Below are 20,485 nucleotides of genomic sequence, written 5' to 3'. Positions count from 1 at the left end.
ATTATGGAAGATATAGTACAATTCGATTTCCCGACCGATTCGCCGAAAATCATTAAAGTAATCGGTGTAGGCGGAGGTGGCGGAAATGCCGTGAACCATATGTACCGGGAAGGTATACACGACGTGACGTTCGTACTGTGCAACACAGACAACCAAGCGTTAAAGGACTCTCCCGTACCCGTGAAGTTACAGCTTGGAAAAGAAGGCCTAGGAGCCGGAAATCGCCCTGCCCGTGCCCGCAAGGCAGCAGAAGAGAGCATCGAAGACATCAAGAGTATGCTGAACGACGGCACCAAGATGGTATTCATCACTGCCGGAATGGGCGGTGGTACCGGTACAGGTGCCGCACCCATCATTGCACAAACCGCCAAGGAAATGAACATCCTGACCATCGGCATCGTCACCATCCCTTTCCGCTGGGAGGGCGACAAGAAGATAGACCAGGCACTGGATGGCGTAGAGGAAATCAGCAAGCACGTAGACGCCCTGCTGGTCATCAATAATGAAAAGCTGAGCGAGATATACAGCGAGCTGTCCGTAGACGACGCGTTTGACAAGGCCGACGACACCCTTTCGGTAGCAGCCAAGAGCATTGCCGAAATCATCACCCTGCATGGAAAAGTGAATCTCGACTTCAACGACGTGAAAACGGTGCTGAAAGACGGCGGCGTAGCCATCATGAGTACCGGCTACGGCGAAGGTGACAACCGTGTCAGCGAAGCCATCAAGAACGCGCAACACTCGCCGTTGCTGAACAACAACGACATTTTCAACTCCAAGAAGGTGCTCCTCAACATCTCTTACAGTTCACAATACAAGCTGATGATGAGTGAAATGGACGAGGTGAAGGAGTTCATGAACCGTTTCAGCCGCGACTTCGAAACCAAATTCGGTATGGCCATCGACGACAAGCTGGAACAGAAAGTGAAAATCACCCTGCTTGCCACCGGTTTCGGTATCCAGGACATCCACATGAAGGAAATGGACGACCGCATCACCCTGCGCACCGCCGAAGAACAACAACGCCTTGCCGAGCTGGAGGAGGAAGAGGAACAGAGACGCAACCGCCGCGAAGTGTACTACGGCAAGGATGCCAACGCCCGTTCCCAACGCAGCCGCCGTCATCATATCTATCTCTTCAATCCCGAAGACATGGACAACGCCGACATCATCAGCATGGTGGAGAATTCTCCGACCTATCTGCGTGACAAAATCACGCTGACCAACATCAAGATGAAGGCAGAGCAGGAAGGACAGCTCGCCACCGAAGCCGCGCAAGAAGCAGAAGGCGACACGGGGGGAATCATCACCTTCTGATCCTCCCGTTCCCGATATGTAAAACCCTCCTCCTCCCCTTCGGGGGAATAGGAGTAAACTCATAACAATATGGATTTATTTGAAAAAGTCAGCGAAGACATTAAAACAGCCATGAAAGCCAAAGACAAAGTGGCTCTCGAAACATTGAGAAACGTAAAGAAAGTATTCCTCGAAGCCAAAACCGCTCCCGGAGCCAACGATACCCTGAGCGATGCAGATGCCTTGAAGATTATCCAGAAACTGACCAAACAAGGCAAAGACGCTGCTGAAATCTATGTACAGCAAGGTCGTCAGGACTTGGCAGACGACGAGCTGGCACAAGTAAAGGTGCTTGAGACCTATCTGCCCAAGCAGATGAGCGCCGAAGAGCTGGAAGCAGCCTTGAAGGAAATCATAGCCGAAGTCGGCGCCACCAGCGGCAAGGACATGGGCAAGGTGATGGGCGTAGCCAGCAAGAAACTTGCCGGACTGGCCGAAGGCCGCGCCATCTCAGCCAAAGTAAAGGAACTGCTGGGATAAAGAAACACTCTTTACCTATCATATCAGCCGTGCTTCAACAGAGGGACTCAGCACCTAAAATCTGTTGAGACACGGCTTTCTAGATGCCCTCTCCTATCTCCTCATAAGAGATTAGCATATTAACTATCAACACATTACATTTACCCTCCTTTAGCATAGCATGTAAAAGGCGTTACTCCATATTGTAACGGCCTTTACCACATAATGTAACGACCTTTACCACAGTATGTAACAATCTTTACCACAGCATGTAAAACACCTTAATCCGTGGGGCAAACAGAACTAACCTATGGAGTAGTCATAGCGGCAGTGGCTAATCAAAAAGTTCCTTCAATACCTCAAGTGATTTCAATGCCGGGAAATCCGGCAAGTGCAAACGATAATATTCATTCATAATGTTCAGGCACCGGGTACGCTCCAACCTGTTCATGGTGAAAAGATGCATCGTTTCATAATTCATGCGCATCAACTGTGTCAGGCGGGCCGCCTCTTCGGGAGCGATGTAATGGGAATGAAGTTGCGGACGTAAGGGAGTGAAGCAAGCATTCTGCAAATCGAAATAATCGCCTGCATGATAATCCTCCAAGTTGGGATACAAACCGAGAAAACGGGAAAGGCGCATCAGGAAGACCAGATGAAAGTTGGCAAATCCCTCCCTGCATTCATCCAGCCAGATGACGGAATGATACAGATAAGCAAACAACGGACGGTTCTCCGCCTCCTCGCGGACAGCGCGATAAAGGAATTCCGAAAGAAACAAGGCGATGGCAGATTTGTAGGGATCGTACGGAAGCGTAGCGAAAGGATAAAGGGACTTTGCCTCCTTCACCTTATATATAGTAGCATTAGGACGGAAATCGGCTTCAAGTTCCACCAATGCCAGCGGCTGGAAGAGCACCGACTTCACCGCCGCCTTGCGTGAACGGGGTATAGACACCATGAAGGAAGCCCGGCCGGCCACCTCCGTATAGATATCTGCAATGAGAGACGTATCCTTATATTTCAGAGTATGCAGTACAATTCCCTGTGTTTTCTGTAACATTCCCGATTTCTTTATCTGGTTTCAATCCGATAACAAAGCTACAAAAAAAGCCCGAAAGAAGAGATACAAAAGGAAAAGAATAAAAAAATCAGGTAAGGGCTGAAAAAAACAAAAGTCAATATCACGCTGATTTTCAACAGACAAAGCATTCAAGCAACATAAAAGGCAACAAAAAAGACGCATTTTTTCTTGCAAATGTTTTGGTAATTCAAAAATAGTTTCTACCTTTGCAACCGCAAACGAGAGATAAAGACTCTCTGCAAGAGCGGAAACGCTCACTAAAGGATGGCCCGTTCGTCTATCGGTTAGGACGCAAGATTTTCATTCTTGAAAGGGGGGTTCGATTCCCCCACGGGCTACAAATAAAAAATAAACGAATTAAAAAAGATTAGTCGAGATGGCAAATCATAAATCATCACTGAAAAGAATCAGACAAGAAGAAACAAGAAGACTTCACAACAGATATTATGGTAAAACCATGAGAAATGCTGTTCGTAAGCTTCGTGCTACTACAGACAAGGCTGCAGCAACAGCTATGTATCCTGGTATCACAAAACTGTTGGATAAATTGGCTAAGACAAACGTTATCCACAAGAACAAAGCTAATAATCTGAAGTCAAAATTGGCTATCTACATTAACAAGTTGGCTTAAACTGTTTCTACAAAAAATATAAGTAGGTAATGAATATTACCTACTTTTTTTGTTTTATATCTAATGCTATTGACATGAAAAAGAAATTGTTCCCCACAGTTTTGTAGAGCAGCTTATGAAACAAAAGGCGATAATCATACTGCTACTAATGTCAATCGGTAGCTATTGCAATAATCCAATAATCTGCAAGGCAACAAAGGACTGTGCGAGATATTCTCTGCACACCCTAAAGCCATAGAAGATAATTCACTCTACATCAGCATTCCAGTGGAGCAAGCAGCCTATGTGCTTCCCCTGTTGCCAACTGGAAACAAACTTAGATTTTTTTTCGAGAACACTAATGAAAACGACAATCCATACATCATCTCCTACCAGTTGAACACCAAGCTGTTTTCCAACTAACTCCGATACCCCATTCCTCCCAAAACGCTTTTCATTTTTTTAGTCTTCAGGGAAACACCTATCTCATTTTTTTTTTGTAATTTTGAAACTTCAAATAGATAATGTGCATTAAAAATGACTGAAGAACAAATTCACTCCAATAACGGGGAATATTCCGCCAGCAATATCCAAGTGCTGGAAGGCTTAGAAGCAGTGAGAAAACGCCCCGCGATGTATATTGGCGACATTAGTAACAAAGGACTTCACCATCTGGTCTACGAGGTTGTGGACAACTCCATTGACGAAGCACTCGCCGGCTATTGCGATCACATCGAAGTCACCATCAACGAAGACAATTCCATCAGCGTGCAAGACAACGGACGTGGTATCCCGGTGGATTATCACGAGAAAGAAAAGAAATCCGCATTGGAAGTCGTAATGACCGTACTGCATGCCGGAGGCAAGTTCGACAAAGGTTCTTACAAAGTGTCGGGAGGTCTGCACGGCGTAGGTGTATCTTGTGTAAACGCCTTGTCTACACACATGACTACCCAGGTATTCCGCAATGGAAAAATCTATCAGCAGGAATATGCCTGCGGACATCCGCTCTACTCCGTCAAGGAAGTGGGCACAACAGACATTACCGGTACGCGCCAGCAGTTCTGGCCGGACGGCACCATCTTTACGGAAACAGTCTACAACTATGATATCCTTGCCACCCGCATGCGCGAGCTGGCTTACCTGAACGCAGGCATCAAGATTTCACTGACCGACCTCCGCGTAAAGGACGAAGAAGGAAATGCAAAGAAGGAAATTTTCTACTCGGAAGAAGGACTTAAGGAGTTTGTACGCTACGTAGATTCCTCACGTGAGCACTTCATGAACGATGTAATCTACATCAATACCGAGAAACAAGGTATACCGGTGGAAGTAGCCATCATGTACAACACTTCTTATAACGAAAATGTGCACTCTTACGTAAACAACATCAATACCATTGAAGGAGGTACCCACTTGGCCGGTTTCCGCCGTGCACTGACCCGTACATTGAAAAAATACGCCGAAGACAACAAGATGCTGGAAAAAGCCAAGGTAGAGATTGCAGGAGACGACTTCCGTGAAGGATTGACTGCCGTCATCTCCATCAAGGTGGCCGAACCGCAGTTTGAAGGGCAGACCAAGACAAAGCTGGGTAACAACGAAGTAATGGGTGCCGTAGACCAGGCTGTGGGCGAGGCTCTCTCCTACTATCTGGAAGAGCATCCAAAGGAGGCGAAACTGATTGTGGACAAGGTGATATTGGCTGCCCAGGCACGTATCGCCGCACGCAAGGCACGCGAATCCGTACAACGTAAATCGCCAATGTCAGGTGGCGGCATGCCCGGTAAGTTGGCCGACTGTTCCAGCAAAGACCCGGAAGAATGCGAATTGTTTCTCGTTGAGGGTGACTCGGCAGGCGGTTCCGCAAAACAAGGTCGTAACCGTGTGTTCCAGGCTATCCTACCGCTTCGCGGTAAGATTCTGAATGTAGAAAAGGCCATGTGGCACAAGGCATTCGAAAGCGACGAAGTAAACAATATCATCCAAGCACTAGGCATCCGTTTCGGTGTAGACGGTGAAGACAGTAAAGAAGCGAACATTGACAAGTTGCGTTACAAGAAGATTATCATCATGACCGATGCCGACGTCGATGGTTCTCACATCGACACGCTGATTATGACTCTTTTCTTCCGCTACTTCCCGCAAGTCATCCAGCAGGGTTACTTGTACATCGCCACTCCTCCCCTCTACCTTTGCACCAAAGGCAAGGCGAAAGAGTATTGCTGGACAGACCAGCAGCGCCAGAAGTTCATCGACACCTACGGCGGCGGTTCGGAAAACGCAGTACACACCCAGCGCTACAAAGGTTTGGGTGAGATGAACCCGGAACAGTTGTGGGAAACCACCATGAATCCGGACAACCGTATGTTGAAGCAGGTGCATCTTGAAAATGCAGCCGAAGCCGACTACATCTTCTCCATGCTGATGGGCGAAGACGTGGGCCCTCGCCGCGATTTCATCGAAAAAAATGCAACGTATGCAAATATTGACGCTTAATTAATTTAATAACCGACCTCACATCTTACAATGAAAAAGCCCCGGACGGGCAGGATAATCCTGCTGACCGGGGCTTTTCCTTTATCCCTCGTCTCATACCTAGAAAGTCAGGAAATGAGGGGTCGGTCTGAAAGCACAGTGGGTATGTCAAATCGTCTCATACGGGAAAACTACAAGATTCCTTGTTTTTTCATTTCTTCCACTACCAATTCCAGCTCTGCATACCAGTCCTCACCAAACTTACGGATAAGAGGCTCTTTCAGGAACTTGTACACGGGCAGATTTTCCTTTTGCCCCAACAGCATAGCGGCTTTGCAAACATCCCAACGATGATAGTTCACTGCCTTATAGAATCCGTAGTTCCCCACCCTTATCGGATAGAGATGGCAGGATATAGGTTTGTAGAAGTTGGTCCTACCCTCACGGTAAGCCTTTTCGATGGCACAATAACAGCAGCCCTTATCATCATAGCAGGTAAAGACACAATCCTTGTTGTTGACAATGGAAGTCACCAAGTCACCTTCACAATCGGTATAGACCACGCCTTGCTCCTCTATCACGGCGCGGGCTTCGGGAGAAAGCTCGTCCCAAATCAGCGGAAGCACCTCTTCCAGTTTCTCCACCTCGTCCAGCTCTACGGGGGCACCGGCATCACCCTCAATGCAACAAATCCCCTGGCAGGCACCCAAGTCACACAAGAACTTCTCGCGCAAGACATCAAAAGACACTACAACATCACCAATCTGTATCATATTGTTCTATTGAAAAAAGATGCGGATTATTCGGATTGCACAGACTCAACTTTAAGAGCATCCGTGGAATCCGTATAATCCGCATCTAAATATTGTTACGGCCTCGACGGCTTACTTAATCAAATCCTTACCGGTCATTTCGGCCGGCTGCTCCATACCCAAGATGTGCAGGATAGAAGGAGCCACGTCAGCCAATACGCCATTCTCAACCTTGGCGTCCTTGTTTGCAGTGACGTAAACGAAAGGAACAGGGTTCAGAGAGTGGGCAGTGTTAGGCGTACCGTCTTCATTCAAAGCGTGGTCGGCATTACCGTGGTCAGCGATGATGATTACCTCATAATCGTTTGCCTTGGCAGCCTCAACGGTGTCTTTCACACATTCGTCAATGGCTTTCACGGCCTTTTCGATAGCTTCGTAAATACCGGTGTGTCCCACCATATCGCCGTTGGCATAGTTCACCACGATGAAATCGAACTTCCGGGTCTTGATAGCTTCCACCAACTTATCCTTTACTTCGTAAGCGCTCATTTCAGGCTTCAAGTCGTAAGTGGCAACCTTCGGAGACGGAACCAGAATACGCTCTTCGGCATCGTACGGAGTCTCACGGCCACCGTTGAAGAAGAAAGTCACGTGTGCATACTTCTCTGTCTCGGCAATGTGCAGCTGAGTCTTGCCATTGGCAGCAAGGTATTCGCCCAACGTGTTCTGTACATTCTCCTTGTCGAAAAGGATATGTACCCCCTTGAAGCTGGCGTCATACGGAGTCATGCAGTAGAACTGCAAGCCCGGAATGGTATGCATGCCTTGTTCGGACATATCCTGCTGGGTGAGGACAACGGTCAGTTCCTTGGCACGGTCGTTGCGGTAGTTGAAGAAGATAACTACATCGCCTTCCTTGATGGTACCGTCGAAACCACCGTTCACAATCGGCTTGATGAATTCATCCGTAACGCCTTCGTCGTAGGACTCCTGCATAGCCTGGGCCATATCCGTAGCAACCTTGCCTTCACCGTTCACCAGCAGGTCATAAGCCACCTTCACGCGTTCCCAACGCTTGTCGCGGTCCATTGCATAAAAGCGTCCTATAATGGAAGCAATCTTGCCTGCCGACTTCTCGCAGTGGGCCGTCAGCTGTTCTATAAAACCTTTACCGCTCTTCGGGTCGGTGTCGCGGCCATCCATAAAGCAGTGGATGAAAGTATTCTCGATGCCATATTCCTTGGAGATATCGCAGAGTTTGAACAAATGCTCAAAAGAGCTGTGCACGCCACCGTTGCTGGTCAGTCCCATAAAGTGGATATTCTTGCCGTTTTCCTTCGCATATGAGAAAGCAGAAACAATTTCCTTGTTCTTCAGGATGCTGCCATCGGCACAAGCACGGTTAATCTTCACCAAATCCTGGTAAACGATACGTCCGGCACCGATATTGAGATGACCTACTTCAGAATTACCCATCTGTCCGTCGGGCAAACCAACGTTTTCACCGCTTGCTTGAAGCTCGGAGTGCGGATAAGTTGCCAACAGACTGTCCCAATACGGAGTAGGTGTATTGAAAATCACATCATCTTTGCCTTGATCGCCGATGCCCCAGCCATCAAGAATCATTAAAAGGGCTTTCTTACTCATAATATCAATCGAATTTAATTGTATAATCTTTTCACGCGTCGAAAAGGGAAACCCATCTTTACAGGAAACCTTTCTCGCGCTGCAAAGTTACAAAAAACAGCGGTTAAAACGTACTGTTTCAAATGATTTATACTTTTTTGGGCTAGAACAGAGGTTTTGCACTGCCAAACCTCTACTTTACGGTCGCCAAGTAGAGGTTTAGCAGTGCAAAGTGCAAGACGCTTTCAAGAACAGCTTCTCAATCGAAATCAGGTAAGGTAACGAAGAAATACGGATTCGGGGTGTGCTGTGCACGGATAATTTCTTTCATCTGCGCCACGATGTCCGGATGCCCGGCAGCTACGTCATTATCTTCATGGATATCGGTTGCCAGATTATAGAGAAACGGCTTTCCTTTCTTTACCACCATCTTCCAGTCGCCCATGCGGACGCCTATCTGATCGGTCTCGTTGAACTCCCAATAGAGAAAGTCGTGCTTCACCTGATTGTCACGCCCCAGCAACGTAGGAACAAAAGAGATGCCGTCAAAGTAATCAGTCTCTTTTTTCTTTTTGTTACGATATTTCTTGACATAGTCCTTCACTCCCGCCAGTTCGCAGAAGGTCGGCATCAAGTCGTAGAACGCACACTGATGGTCACTGACGCTTCCGGCAACCACCTTGCCCGGCCAACGCACAATGAAAGGCACACGGATACCGCCTTCGTAGCATTGCCGCTTCAGCCCGCGCAGTTTCCCGTCTCGCCCGAAGAACGTGGGATCGGCTCCTCCTTCTTCATGAGGTCCGTTGTCGCTGGTGAAAATCACGATGGTATTCTCATCCAGCCCCTTCTCTTTCAGCTTGGCGAGCACCTCGCCCACATAGTGGTCCAGACGGGTAATCATACCTGCAAACTGTGCATGCGTATGTACGGAAGGGTTGTAGCGCGACCCCTCTTGTCCACCCCATGTCTTATCTACGAAGAACTTCTGCTTGTAACCTTCCAGTATGGAGTCTTCCGGCTGCGCCAGTTCGGCATGCGGCAGCGTGTAAGTAAAGATGCCGAAGAAAGGCTGTTTTCCATCCTGGGCGTCCAGCCACTTTAAAGCCTCCTGATGAATCATGTCGGCAGAATATTGCGGACGCTTGAAGTAGTCTTTCCCATACATGGGGTACTTGATGTTCTCTTCCAAAATGACACGCGTCACCGCCGTATCGCCCGCCGAACGACTGTAACGGTTCAGAAAGTTGGGGTAATAGAGATGTGCCTGAAACTGGCAGATATATCCGTAGTACTCGTCAATGCCCCGCTTGTCGGGGGTAGACACGGAACCTTCATAACCACCCGCCCACTTGCCGAACATGCCCGTGGTATATCCATAGTCCTTCATGATTTCGGGCAAGACGACATGCTCCGGGTCGTAAGGATGCTGTCCCACGAGGGAGAATTCTTGATTTTCACCATAAGCCACTTTCGGCGCATTCCTCCAATACTCCTTGTTGCCGCGCACTTCGCAATGTCCCGAGTGTTGTCCGGTCATGAACGAAGCCCGCGACGGTGCACTGACAGGACTGCCTGCATAGGCCTGCGTAAAGAGCATGCCCTCACTTGCCATCCGGTCCAGATGGGGAGTCCGGATGTATTTCTGCCCATAACAACCCAAGTCGCCATATCCCATGTCATCACACATGATATAGATAATGTTGGGCTTCTCATTCACTTTCTGCGCATAAATCCCTAAGGTAGAAAGCGCCACCCCGCCGGTCAACAACCAAAAACGTTTATTTTCCATTGCATATTCTATTTTAATGTAACAATACAGTTCTTCTTCGCGTAAGCAAAAAGGCCCGCCCTTGAACCTTGATTTGTCAACGACGGACCTTCTTCATTCGGATTGTCAGGCTATTATTTCCATGCTTCCTGCTGTTCCAGATTGTCGTTCAGCAACAATTCATCCGAAGGGATAGGACGCAAGTAATATTTGTCAAGCCATCCCTTGCCTGCCGATACGGGGTCGAGATAGTAGTAAAGGTGGCCGCAATTGCCCATGGCAGCCAATTCCGCATCCGATGCTTCCTTTTTGGTATCGGGATTCAGGATACCGGTACCTCCCGTGGTAGCTTTATTGTTATTGAATGTGCCTGTAACGTTGTCCAGATAAACTCCATAGTGTTGCTTATTGACAAAATAATCGGCTTTCTTCCAACGGCGTACGTCTTCCCAGGAGAAGCTTTCACCCATCAATTCAATCAGACGTTCACGACGGATCTCCCACAATACGGGTTCTACCGACGGGTCACGGTCCGGATCGAAGTCAGAACCGATTTCACTGACGCGCATCAAGCCTACTTCCGCACGGTCGCGCAGCTTGTTGATTGTAAGGTCGGCCACCGACTGGTCAAATTTTCCCAATTCAAACATCACCTCCGCATAGTTGAGCATCACTTCCTCTATTTTGAAAACCGGCTTGTCCGACACCTCCATCGGATGGTTCTGATCCTGCTTGTCCCAAGAAGCATGATGTTTCCATACGAAGTAGCCGCTCTTTCCACGTTGGAAACCACTTCCGGAATATATCAACTGAATGCCTGCAGCGGCAGACTCATTATTCTGGAAATTGCTCGTCTGCACAGTAGGCACATTCCTCAAATAGTTGCCCGCCCAGTTGCTGGAAGGCAGTGCTTTGTGATACGGAGTCAGATGGTAGCCGCTTGCCCAATTCGGAATCCGGTATGTGCCCTCTGCCGCATTATAGATGCCGCGCGGAGCAAATTGGTTGAGGTATTCCATCCAGGAATCAATATTCTGGTTGTTTCCACCGGCAAACGTATTGCCCAATGTCTCTTTATAGATAGGAAGAAACGTTTCCAGTCCCACTTGCTTGGGGGTATTGACAGCATTTACAAAACCGAAATTATTGTTGTAAGTCACAGACACTTTCTCTTCCTTGTTGGGACGCTTCGTGGTGATAAGTACCACACCTGCCGCCGCACGGGCACCGTAAATGGCCGACGATGACGCATCTTTCAATACCGTAACCGACTCAATGTCCTCAGGATTCAGCGTATCAATATCACCGGGAACGTTGTCAATCAAAACCAATGGCGCAAGTCCGGTAGTTCCGTCATTCTTTCCGGAGAAAGTAGCCGTATCGCGAATCTGGATACTCTTTCCTGTTTGTCCGGGTGTATTGCTGCCACTGGTGATGGTCAAACCGGGAATGGCTCCCTGAAGGGCGGCTGCCGTATTAGGCTGCGGACGGCTACCCAACACTTCATCCATTTTCACCGTAGAGACAGAACCGGAAAGATTCGCTTTCTTCTGAGTACCATAACCCACTACGACAACCTCTTCCAGCTGCTTGGAATCTTCCTCCATCACTACCCTTACCAGGTTTCCGTCTGCCACCTTCACAGTAATGGTCTTATATCCTATATATGTAATCTACAATGTAACAGGCAATTGGTCAACCTCCAATGCAAATTCCCCGTCAATATTTGTAATACATCCTATCGTAGTATTGGGTACAACGACAGAAGCGCCAATAACAGTTTCTTGCATTTTGTCCACTACAACACCTTTTACAATATGCTTTCCCGATTGTTGAAGGACATGTGCAACAGGATTCCCTGCCTTGTCCTCATCATGAACATTACCTTTCTGCGTGGGCAAGGCCGCTGAAGCCGCATTTCCCATCAACAAAAAGAGAGCCATCAAAGCAAATGAAGCACAATATTGCCCCGGCTTACTCATTTTTTTCTCATACCTTAGATTTTTTAATTAAACAATCCTCATCCGTTAGAATACAATTTTCCTATTTTTAGCATTAGTTATATATTTATATCATAACGGTGTGCAGATATAGTTAATTATATTAAGTATCTAAGACATGTTCTAATATTTTTTTAATAATCCACATTCCTCTAGCGTCTCTGTCAACATCATCCTCATAGTGATATGTCATTAAAAGCCTTTCAATATCATACTATAAGCCTTTTAATATCACATTATAAGGCTTTCTATCCGATTCTGCCCGCACTGCCTTCCCGACAGATTTATACACGTATCCTGCTTCCCTGCAGCACTGATATGCCGTGATGTGGAGAAGCACATATCTCCAGCTAAAGCTGCCGGAGCCTTATTCAGAAATTCAGCGACAACTGCCCGTCACCCAGCAGATTGAACGTCATACGGTGGTAAGGGGTTGTTCCGTGTTCGGCAATGGCGGCGCGATGCTTCCTGGTGGGATAGCCCTTGTTATGATTCCAGTCATAATACGGATACTCTTCGTGGAGACGATTCATGTAGTCATCACGATAGGTCTTTGCCAAGATGGAAGCCGCAGCGATGGAAAGGTACTTCCCGTCTCCTTTGACTACGGTAGTATGCGGCAAGTCCCGATATTTTTTAAAGCGGTTGCCGTCTATCAGCAGATGTTGCGGACGGACATTCAGTTGGTCAACAGCACGGTGCATAGCAAGAAAGGAGGCATTGAGAATATTGATTTTGTCAATCTCTTCAGGAGAGACGACGCCCACCGCCCATGCCAGAGCCTCTTTCTCAATCACTTCACGCAAGGCATAGCGTTGCTTTTCAGTCAGTTGTTTGGAGTCATTCAGAAGTTCATTCTTAAAATCCTTTGGCAGAATAACTGCGGCGGCATAGACCGCTCCTGCCAGGCAGCCGCGACCGGCCTCATCGCATCCCACCTCAATCAAGTCTTTATTCAAATAAGGTAATAACATATATATCGCTATCTTTGAGGCACAAAGATAAATCTTTTTGGAGGGAAATAAGGCTTCCGGAAAGAATTAATTAAATTTGCAGAAACAAGCCTCCTACTATGCAGCCCAAGCCTCCGCCTTGTCTTCCGAAGACAAACCGAACGCCCCCGTGCAAAAGCCATGATTCTCTACTGTCAGGCCGAACAATGGCCGGGTAACTTCAATCTGTGCCGTTGGGGCAGGCCGGCCGAAGCATCGGGCAAGCGGAGATTTGTAGAAGGAAAGCATAACTGCTTCTCCATTCCGTTGTGGGAAACGTGAATGCCAACCCTGCTCTGAACGGTGTAGTAGAAGAATCGGCAGAATAATTCTTTCTCTCTGCTATAAACGCCCAAGGCAAATGCCGCCTTGTTCACTTTGAAAGCTTTATCTTTGCATAAACAAAAATAGTTTGTACTATCTTTGCCCCTAAAAAACGGCATAGATATGTTTACAATCATCGGACTAATGCTCACGGGAATGCTGCTGGGCTACCTCTTACGGAACCGTAACTTAAAGAAAATCCATCAGATCATCACGCTGTTCATCTGGCTGCTGCTCTTCATCCTCGGCATAGAGGTGGGAAGCAACGAACAGATTATCAAGGGGCTGCACACCATAGGCTACGAAGCCGTGGCACTCACCCTGGGGGGGACTCTGGGAAGTGTCATTGCTGCGTGGGCGCTGTGGAGGGTGTTGTATAAAAGGAAAGGAGGCCAGGCATGAAAGGGAGTCTTATCATAGTGGGGTTCTTCGTGCTGGGCACGCTTTGCGGAGTCAGCCATCTGATACCTTTTGATATTGCCGAGACCAATATCAGTTATTATGCACTGTGTGCACTGATGTTCAGCGTAGGGCTGAGCGTGGGCAACGACCCGCAGACGCTGAAGAACTTCCGCTCGCTCAATCCGCGACTGGTGTTTCTGCCTGTCATGACGATATTGGGCACGCTGGCAGGTTCTGCCGCCGTCAGCCTCATCCTGACGCACCGTTCCGTGACGGATTGCTTGGCCGTGGGCTCGGGCTTTGCCTACTATTCGCTCTCCAGTATCTTCATCACCGAGTATAAGGGAGCCGAACTGGGAACCATCGCCTTGCTGGCCAACATCGGCCGCGAAATACTGACACTGCTTGCCGCACCGCTGCTGGTGCGCTGGTTCGGAAACCTCGCCCCTATCTCTGCCGGAGGAGCCACGACAATGGACACTACGCTGCCCATCATCACACGGACAGCCGGAGAGAAGTTTGTCGTAGTCTCCATCTTCCACGGGTTTGTGGTGGATTTCAGCGTTCCGTTCCTAGTCACACTGTTCTGCTCGATATAGTTTTTTTTGCCCTCTTTTGACAGAGACCGGACTCTGACAAGTCAGACACCAGTCTCCGGCAAGAGCCATTTTTATATCACTAAATCCTGCCAATAATGCAAACTGTTCCGCTAAAAATCACAAAAGCAATATGGCTATCACCGGTAAACTTGTATCGGAAGCTCTCCGCGCAAAGCGCCCAGCGCATTCAGTACCAATGCTTCCAATTCGTCTTCTCCGGGATAGACATGGACGGGAGCAAGGAAAGACACGCGCTCCTGCAACCGCGAAGTGATGTACTCGGAATGTGCCATACCTCCCGTAAGCAGAATGGCGTCCACCTTGCCATAAAGCACAACAGCAGCACCGCCTATCTCCTTGGCAATGCGGTAAATCATGGCATCAAGCACCAAAGCGGCATGGGTGTCTCCCTCAGCGATGCGCCTCTCTATGGCGGGAATGTCGGTAGTACCCAAATGGGCGGCAAGTCCCGCCTTGCCGGAAATACGTTTCTTCAGTTCTTCGGTAGTGTAACGCCCCGAGTGACAAAGGTCTATCAGTTGCCCGGCGGGCAGGGTACCTGCACGTTCGGGCGAAAAAGGACCGAAACCGTCGAGGGCATTGGGCACGTCCACCGCACGGCCGTGGCGGTGGACTCCTACGGAAACGCCTCCACCCAAGTGACAGACAATCAGATTGAGGTCTTCGTAATGCACGGGAGCTTCGGGCTGCAGGGCACTACGCTCGGCAGCATAGCGCCGGGCGATGGCTCGCTGGTTCAAGGCGTGCCAGATGGTGATGCTGGGCATCAGAGGCGAACCGGTGATGCGTGCCACATCGTCCAGTTCGTCCACCACGCCGGGATCGGCTATGAAAGAGGGGCAGCCGGGCAGCATGGCGGCAAGTTCGTGGGCTATCAGACAACCTAAGTTGCAGGCGTGGGTACGCATGGCGTGGAGCATATCGTCCAACATGGCATCGTTCACGGCATACACACCGCCGGGAATGGGTTTCAACAATCCCCCACGGCCGACGATGGCATCGAACTTAAAGGGAATGTCATTGGCCTCCAGCGCTTCCAGCACCAAGTTCTTGCGAAATTCGAACTGGTCGATGATGCGGGGAAATCGGGAAAGCTCCTCCACCGAATGCCGGATGTTGAGTACCAAACGGGAAGTTTCATCCTCATAGACAGCAATTTTTGTCGAGGTGGAACCGGGATTTACTGCCAGTATCTTCATTGATTACGATTTACGAGTTACGAGTTACGAGTTACAATTTACAAACTACAAATTACGAGTTACAATCAAGGCTATTCCGTCCCGCTGGTCAGGCAGGCCATGGCAATGCTGTAATACTTGGACAAACCGGAATCGCTGCGCGACGGTAATACCACCGGGCATGAGGGGCCTTGCAGCAACCCGGCCATATCGGCATGAGAAAACAGAGATACGGCCTTATAAAAAGCATTTCCCGATTCGATGTTTGGAAAAATCAGCACATCCGCCTCCCCGTCAATCGGTGATACAATGCCTTTGATGTTACCGCTCGTCTTTTCACATGACGTCTTTACATCCAGCGGACCGTCGATAATGACATTGCCGAACTCGCCGGCTTCTGCCAGTTCCACAATGTTGACATAGTCCAATGAATGGGGGAATTTGGCACTGACCTTCTCCGTGCAATGAATCAGCGCGATGCGTGGTTGCTCTATCCCGAAATGGCGGCAGGCATGGATGGCATACCAAATCATTTCAATGCGCTGTTGAAGCGTAGGGCGGGGAATAACCGCTGCATCGGAGAAAAAGAGCAGTTTATCGTACGTGGGTATCTGCATCACGGCCAGATGGGTCAGAATCTTTCCTTTAGGCAACAAGCCATGCTCCTTGTCCAAAATGGCACGCAGCAGATTGTCGGTATTGATGATGCCTTTCATCAGGATGTCCGCTCCACCCTCGCGTACGATACGCACCGCCTCACGTGCCGCCTCATCGGGATCTTCTATATGCAAAGTGCTGACATATTGAGGATATTTCTTCAGGGTGGGATATTTTTCCAATATGGCAGAATCGCCAATCATCAGAAATTCCGCAATCCCCTCCTCCAGGGCACGAGATATGGCATACTCTGTATTAGGGTCATTGGCACAGACTACTGCAATGCGTTTCCTCTTATTCAAGGTTTTCAGGTGGGCTGTTAACTGGGCAAAGTTCCGTATCGGTTCCATAACGTTAGATTTTTAGCAAATATCTAAAAAAATGTCGAGAAATACAGCATTTGCCCCGTTGAAATTTCATATGTTTAATATCATTTTGATATGTCCACCGCAGATTACACGGATTTGAGCAGCACACATCCCCCTCTCCTCTCCCTCTCTTCTGTTAAAAAATCCGTGTTAATCTGTGATATCTGTGGTGAATTGTGTACTTTTGCCCCAAATAGATTGATAATATAATATGGGTAGTCTTATTTTCCCTCCGTTTCTGCAGGAAGGTGACCGTGCCATTATTCTCTCCCCTTCCAGCAAGATTGACAAATCTTTCCTGAAAGGCGCCTGCAAACGTTTGAAGTTCTGGGGGCTGGAAGTCGTATTCGCAAAGCATGCGGGAAGTTCCAACGGAACATATGCAGGAAGCATCCGGCAACGCCTTGAAGACCTGCAGGAAGCCATGGACGATGAAGAAGCCAAAGTCATATTCTGCAGCCGGGGCGGCTACGGAGCCGTGCATCTGGTAGGCAAACTGGATTTTACCAAGTTCAGGCAGCATCCCAAATGGCTCGTCGGATTCAGTGACATCACCGCCCTGCATAATCTGTTCCAGCAGAATGGCTTCGCGTCGTTGCACGCCCCCATGGCGCGTCATCTCACAGTAGAACCCGAAAACGACTTCTGCACGCTGGCGCTGAAGGATATGCTGTTCGGTCGGTCGTTTGGAGGAATAAGAACATTCAGCTACGTCTGCCCGAGGCATAAGCTGAACCGTAAGGGAGAGGCAAAAGGTGTGTTGCGCGGCGGCAATCTGTCGGTGTTCTACGGGCTGCGCGGCACCCCCTACGATATTCCGGCCGAAGGCACCATCCTCTTTATCGAGGATGTGGGAGAACGCCCGCATGCGGTGGAACGCATGATGTACAATCTCAAACTGGGCGGTGTCCTCGACAAGCTTTCAGGCCTCATCATCGGGCAATTCACCGAATACAGAGAAGACAAATCGCTGGGAAAAGACCTGTATGGCGCATTGGCCGATTTGATGAAGGAATACGATTATCCGGTGTCTTTCGGTTTTCCCGTCGGTCATGTCAGCAGAAACCTGCCGCTGATAAACGGTGCTGCAGTGACATTGGAAGTTGGAAAGAAAGAAGTGAAACTAAGTTTTAATACAGAAAGAGAATGAAACGGAATTATACATTTATCCCGTTGCTGCCGTTGCTGATTATAGCAATAGTGGCATGCAGCAACAAGAGCAGCAAGCCTGCAGCCGATAATGACAGTGAGGACGATGCGACCAAAGCGACTGTCCAGGCGCCCCAGTTCAGTGCAGACAGTGCATACCAATACATACAGACCCAAGCGGATTTTGGTCCGCGCGTGCCCAACACCGCCGCCCACAAAGCCTGCGGAGAATTCCTTGCCAAGAAACTGGAGGAATTCGGCGCCAAGGTATACAACCAGCATGCCGACCTGGTGGCTTACGACAACACCATCCTGAAGGCGCGTAATGTTATCGGCGCCTATAATCCGGAAAGCAAAAAACGTGTACTGCTCTGTGCCCATTGGGACAGCCGCCCTTATGCCGACCAGGATGCCGACAAGACGAAGCATCACAGCCCCATCCTGGGTGTGAACGATGGCGCCAGCGGTGCAGGCGTATTGCTCGAAGTAGCCCGCCAACTGCAACAGCAGGCTCCAGCCATCGGCATCGACATCATCTTCTTTGACGCCGAAGACTATGGCATCCCCTACTTCTATCAAGGTGCATACAAGAACGACACTTGGTGCCTGGGCTCGCAGTATTGGGGACGAGTACCCCATGTAGACGGTTATAATGCCCGCTATGGCATCCTGCTCGACATGGTGGGCGGACAGAACGCCACCTTCTACAAGGAACAGTTCTCTCAAAGAACCGCCGGCAAGTACGTGAACAAGATATGGAACACAGCCCACCGCCTGGGCTTCGGCAATTTCTTCCCCAAAGAAAAAGGCACCGAAGTGACGGACGACCACATGTATGTATACAACCTGCGGCAGATTCCCTGCGTGGACATCATTAACTATGACCCGAACTGCGACACCGGCTTCGGTGACTTCTGGCACACAACGGACGACAATATGGACATCATCGACAAGGGCACTCTCAACGCCGTGGGACAGACCTTGCTGGAAGTCATCTACAATGAGAAATAAACCAGTAAAACAGTAATTGCAAACAGTAAAACAGTGAATCTTATGATAAGTATCAATGAAGTACAAGATGAAGTAATTGCCGAATTCAATGATTTCGACGATTGGATGGACCGGTACCAACTTCTTATTGATTTAGGAAACGAGCAGGAACCGCTCGACGAAAAATACAAGACGGAACAAAACCTGATTGAAGGTTGCCAGAGCCGCGTATGGCTGCAGGCAGACGAAGTGGACGGAAAAATTATTTTCCAGGCCGAAAGCGACGCACTGATTGTGAAAGGAATCATTTCACTGCTTATCAAAGTACTCTCCGGGCACACACCGGATGAGATACTGAACGCCGACCTCTATTTCATTGATAAAATAGGACTGAAGGAACACTTGTCGCCCACCCGTAGCAACGGACTGCTGTCTATGGTAAAGCAGATGCGAATGTATGCGCTGGCCTTCAAAGCGAAAGGCATCTAAAGGTTACGACCGACAATATATAAACTAATAATCAGCAGATTATATTTACCGGATGTTTACCCTATAATGTAAAAGCCGTTACTCCAGAATGTAACGGCTTTTACATTATGAAGTAACGACGTTTACCATAGTATGTAAAGGCGTTTACCGTAGTATGTAAAGGTGTTTACTGTAGTACGTAAACGGAGTTTCTTAAGGCGGTAAGCATTTCAACCTCTACTTGCGCCTTCTTCTCCCTATTTATCCCTCCTTAAACTCCAGTATATCCCCCGGCTGGCAATCGAGTTCCTTGCAGATTGCTTCCAGTGTAGAGAAACGGATGGCCTTCGCCTTTCCGGTTTTGAGAATAGAGAGATTGGCAGGCGTAATATCAATCTTCTCCGCCAGTTCGCCCAAAGATATCTTTCTTCGGGCCATCATTATGTCAAGGTTTACTATAATCATATAATTGTGTTCGATTTATCAATTATTCTTTTCCCACTCACACCACCAGTCAGTGTACCGTTTCGTCAACCGGTAATAACCATATATGCACAGATACATCCACGGCATTACAATATAGACTTTCCACTTCCCGTCAAAGGCCGGAAACAAGAGGAGAAAATAGACAATACTTGCCAACAATAAAACCGCCACAAGTCCGACAACGAAATACAGACCATATTTCACACTTTTCTTCATATCGCGCTCTTCACTTTTATTTAAATCGTCAACTCTTGTTCCTCACGCATACGAACTCCCATCTTAAAAAGATAGCCCATAAAGATGATGAAAACTCCCAATAACACGAATATCCGATAAGAAGTATCAGTCGGTACTCCTTCGGGAGTAAACCAGGAGAGAGTTACCTGAAAAAGCCCATTCAATGCTATCAGCACCCCAATGGTTTGTATCAAAGATGAATTCTGATAAACAAACACTTCCTCTTTCTTCACATTGCGGAGAATGAGAAAAATACACAAGCCACATATTGTCATCACCAGCATTGTTACTGATTCGGGTAATATGTGCCAGATAAAATTAGCAGTATCATCCTTTCCCAACTCATAGCACAATGTCAGATTACGAACAATGCCGCCACCAATACATAGTCCACAGAAATAAAACAGCACATTCATAATAAGCGCTATCCGTCTCTTTGGTTCCTTTGGTTCCTTTTGTTTCATAAGTGTCATAATCC

At 48.3% G+C, this 20,485-nt stretch carries 22 protein-coding genes and 1 tRNA gene; 11 read left to right on the top strand and 12 right to left on the bottom strand.

The genetic code is table 11. The features are described from left to right. Positions 1–3: 3 nt before the first annotated feature. Both ftsZ and E5355_RS01435 read left to right on the top strand, forming a co-directional pair. A complete protein-coding gene (gene ftsZ / locus E5355_RS01440; RefSeq protein WP_136008868.1) occupies positions 4–1,317 on the top strand; it encodes a cell division protein FtsZ in 1,314 nt (437 codons plus the stop codon). 69 nt (positions 1,318–1,386) lie between these two features. Next, entirely contained in the window at positions 1,387–1,836 is a 450-nt protein-coding gene (locus tag E5355_RS01435) for a GatB/YqeY domain-containing protein (RefSeq protein ID WP_005830410.1), read from the top strand. 313 nt (positions 1,837–2,149) lie between these two features. On the opposite strand, the gene recO is transcribed toward E5355_RS01435, so the two are convergent. Next, a complete protein-coding gene (gene recO, locus E5355_RS01430; protein ID WP_136008867.1) occupies positions 2,150–2,878 on the bottom strand; it encodes a DNA repair protein RecO in 729 nt (242 codons plus the stop codon). Between the two features lie 287 nt (positions 2,879–3,165). Here recO and E5355_RS01425 point away from each other — a divergent pair. From E5355_RS01425 to gyrB, 3 genes are all read left to right on the top strand, one after another. Then, a tRNA-Glu gene (locus E5355_RS01425) sits at positions 3,166–3,237 on the top strand. 38 nt (positions 3,238–3,275) lie between these two features. Continuing rightward, complete coding sequence (gene rpsT, locus E5355_RS01420; RefSeq protein WP_005830420.1) at positions 3,276–3,530, top strand: 30S ribosomal protein S20; 255 nt, start codon at positions 3,276–3,278, stop codon at positions 3,528–3,530. 516 nt (positions 3,531–4,046) lie between these two features. Continuing rightward, the gene (gyrB, locus tag E5355_RS01415) at positions 4,047–6,008 is read left to right on the top strand and encodes a DNA topoisomerase (ATP-hydrolyzing) subunit B (protein WP_136008866.1); all 1,962 of its coding nucleotides are present in this window, start codon (positions 4,047–4,049) and stop codon (positions 6,006–6,008) included. 170 nt (positions 6,009–6,178) lie between these two features. On the opposite strand, the gene E5355_RS01410 is transcribed toward gyrB, so the two are convergent. The 6 genes from E5355_RS01410 to E5355_RS01385 form a co-directional block, all read right to left on the bottom strand. Next, positions 6,179–6,760 (bottom strand): DUF3109 family protein, encoded by a 582-nt coding sequence (locus E5355_RS01410; protein WP_136008865.1) that lies wholly within the window; start codon positions 6,758–6,760, stop codon positions 6,179–6,181. Positions 6,761–6,871: 111 nt separating this feature from the next. Beyond that, positions 6,872–8,386, bottom strand: coding sequence for a 2,3-bisphosphoglycerate-independent phosphoglycerate mutase (gpmI, locus tag E5355_RS01405; protein ID WP_136008864.1), 1,515 nt, complete (start codon positions 8,384–8,386; stop codon positions 6,872–6,874). Between the two features lie 238 nt (positions 8,387–8,624). Further along, positions 8,625–10,157: an arylsulfatase gene (locus tag E5355_RS01400; RefSeq protein WP_136008863.1), complete on the bottom strand. Its 1,533-nt coding sequence runs from the start codon at positions 10,155–10,157 to the stop codon at positions 8,625–8,627. Between the two features lie 113 nt (positions 10,158–10,270). Beyond that, positions 10,271–11,773, bottom strand: coding sequence for a RagB/SusD family nutrient uptake outer membrane protein (locus tag E5355_RS01395; protein ID WP_136008862.1), 1,503 nt, complete (start codon positions 11,771–11,773; stop codon positions 10,271–10,273). Between the two features lie 36 nt (positions 11,774–11,809). Next, positions 11,810–12,118, bottom strand: coding sequence for a carboxypeptidase-like regulatory domain-containing protein (locus tag E5355_RS01390; RefSeq protein WP_136008861.1), 309 nt, complete (start codon positions 12,116–12,118; stop codon positions 11,810–11,812). A 389-nt stretch (positions 12,119–12,507) separates the two neighbouring features. Beyond that, entirely contained in the window at positions 12,508–13,110 is a 603-nt protein-coding gene (locus E5355_RS01385) for a ribonuclease HII (RefSeq protein ID WP_136008860.1), read from the bottom strand. Between the two features lie 159 nt (positions 13,111–13,269). On the opposite strand from E5355_RS01385, the gene E5355_RS19295 reads away from it, so the two are divergent. The 3 genes from E5355_RS19295 (at position 13,270) to E5355_RS01375 (ending at position 14,453) form a co-directional block, all read left to right on the top strand. Then, on the top strand, positions 13,270–13,410 hold the full coding sequence (locus tag E5355_RS19295; RefSeq protein WP_168354253.1) for a hypothetical protein: 141 nt from the start codon (positions 13,270–13,272) through the stop codon (positions 13,408–13,410). Between the two features lie 165 nt (positions 13,411–13,575). Beyond that, positions 13,576–13,854 carry a LysO family transporter gene (locus E5355_RS01380; RefSeq protein WP_136008859.1) on the top strand — a complete coding sequence of 93 codons (279 nt, stop codon included), beginning with the start codon at positions 13,576–13,578 and terminating at the stop codon, positions 13,852–13,854. Next, positions 13,851–14,453 carry a lysine exporter LysO family protein gene (locus E5355_RS01375; RefSeq protein ID WP_136008858.1) on the top strand — a complete coding sequence of 201 codons (603 nt, stop codon included), beginning with the start codon at positions 13,851–13,853 and terminating at the stop codon, positions 14,451–14,453. Before E5355_RS01380 ends, E5355_RS01375 begins: the two co-directional genes overlap by 4 nt. 137 nt (positions 14,454–14,590) lie before the next feature. On the opposite strand, the gene buk is transcribed toward E5355_RS01375, so the two are convergent. Further along, entirely contained in the window at positions 14,591–15,673 is a 1,083-nt protein-coding gene (gene buk, locus E5355_RS01370; protein ID WP_136008857.1) for a butyrate kinase, read from the bottom strand. 71 nt (positions 15,674–15,744) lie between these two features. Then, positions 15,745–16,659, bottom strand: coding sequence for a phosphate acyltransferase (locus tag E5355_RS01365; protein WP_136008856.1), 915 nt, complete (start codon positions 16,657–16,659; stop codon positions 15,745–15,747). 229 nt (positions 16,660–16,888) lie between these two features. Between E5355_RS01365 and E5355_RS01360 the strand changes: the two genes are divergently transcribed. From E5355_RS01360 to E5355_RS01350, 3 genes are read left to right on the top strand one after another with little or no spacing between them, the layout of a single operon-like run. After that, the gene (locus E5355_RS01360; RefSeq protein ID WP_136008855.1) at positions 16,889–17,827 is read left to right on the top strand and encodes a S66 peptidase family protein; all 939 of its coding nucleotides are present in this window, start codon (positions 16,889–16,891) and stop codon (positions 17,825–17,827) included. Then, the gene (locus E5355_RS01355) at positions 17,824–18,837 is read left to right on the top strand and encodes a M20 family metallopeptidase (RefSeq protein WP_136008854.1); all 1,014 of its coding nucleotides are present in this window, start codon (positions 17,824–17,826) and stop codon (positions 18,835–18,837) included. Before E5355_RS01360 ends, E5355_RS01355 begins: the two co-directional genes overlap by 4 nt. 45 nt (positions 18,838–18,882) lie before the next feature. Beyond that, a complete protein-coding gene (locus E5355_RS01350; RefSeq protein ID WP_034523308.1) occupies positions 18,883–19,305 on the top strand; it encodes a SufE family protein in 423 nt (140 codons plus the stop codon). 240 nt (positions 19,306–19,545) lie between these two features. Here the strand turns inward: E5355_RS01350 and E5355_RS01345 are convergent, their stop codons facing one another. From E5355_RS01345 to E5355_RS01335, 3 genes are read right to left on the bottom strand one after another with little or no spacing between them, the layout of a single operon-like run. Further along, positions 19,546–19,749, bottom strand: coding sequence for a helix-turn-helix domain-containing protein (locus E5355_RS01345; protein ID WP_005830522.1), 204 nt, complete (start codon positions 19,747–19,749; stop codon positions 19,546–19,548). 18 nt (positions 19,750–19,767) lie between these two features. After that, positions 19,768–19,986: a hypothetical protein gene (locus E5355_RS01340; protein ID WP_005830523.1), complete on the bottom strand. Its 219-nt coding sequence runs from the start codon at positions 19,984–19,986 to the stop codon at positions 19,768–19,770. 20 nt (positions 19,987–20,006) lie between these two features. After that, complete coding sequence (locus E5355_RS01335) at positions 20,007–20,471, bottom strand: DUF2975 domain-containing protein (protein WP_034532751.1); 465 nt, start codon at positions 20,469–20,471, stop codon at positions 20,007–20,009. Positions 20,472–20,485: the final 14 nt, after the last annotated feature.

Source organism: Bacteroides muris (ex Afrizal et al. 2022) (assembly GCF_004793475.1).
Lineage (GTDB): Bacteria > Bacteroidota > Bacteroidia > Bacteroidales > Bacteroidaceae > Bacteroides > Bacteroides muris.
Note: the sequence above shows the minus strand (reverse complement) of the source record. Positions and strands in the feature narration are given on the sequence as shown.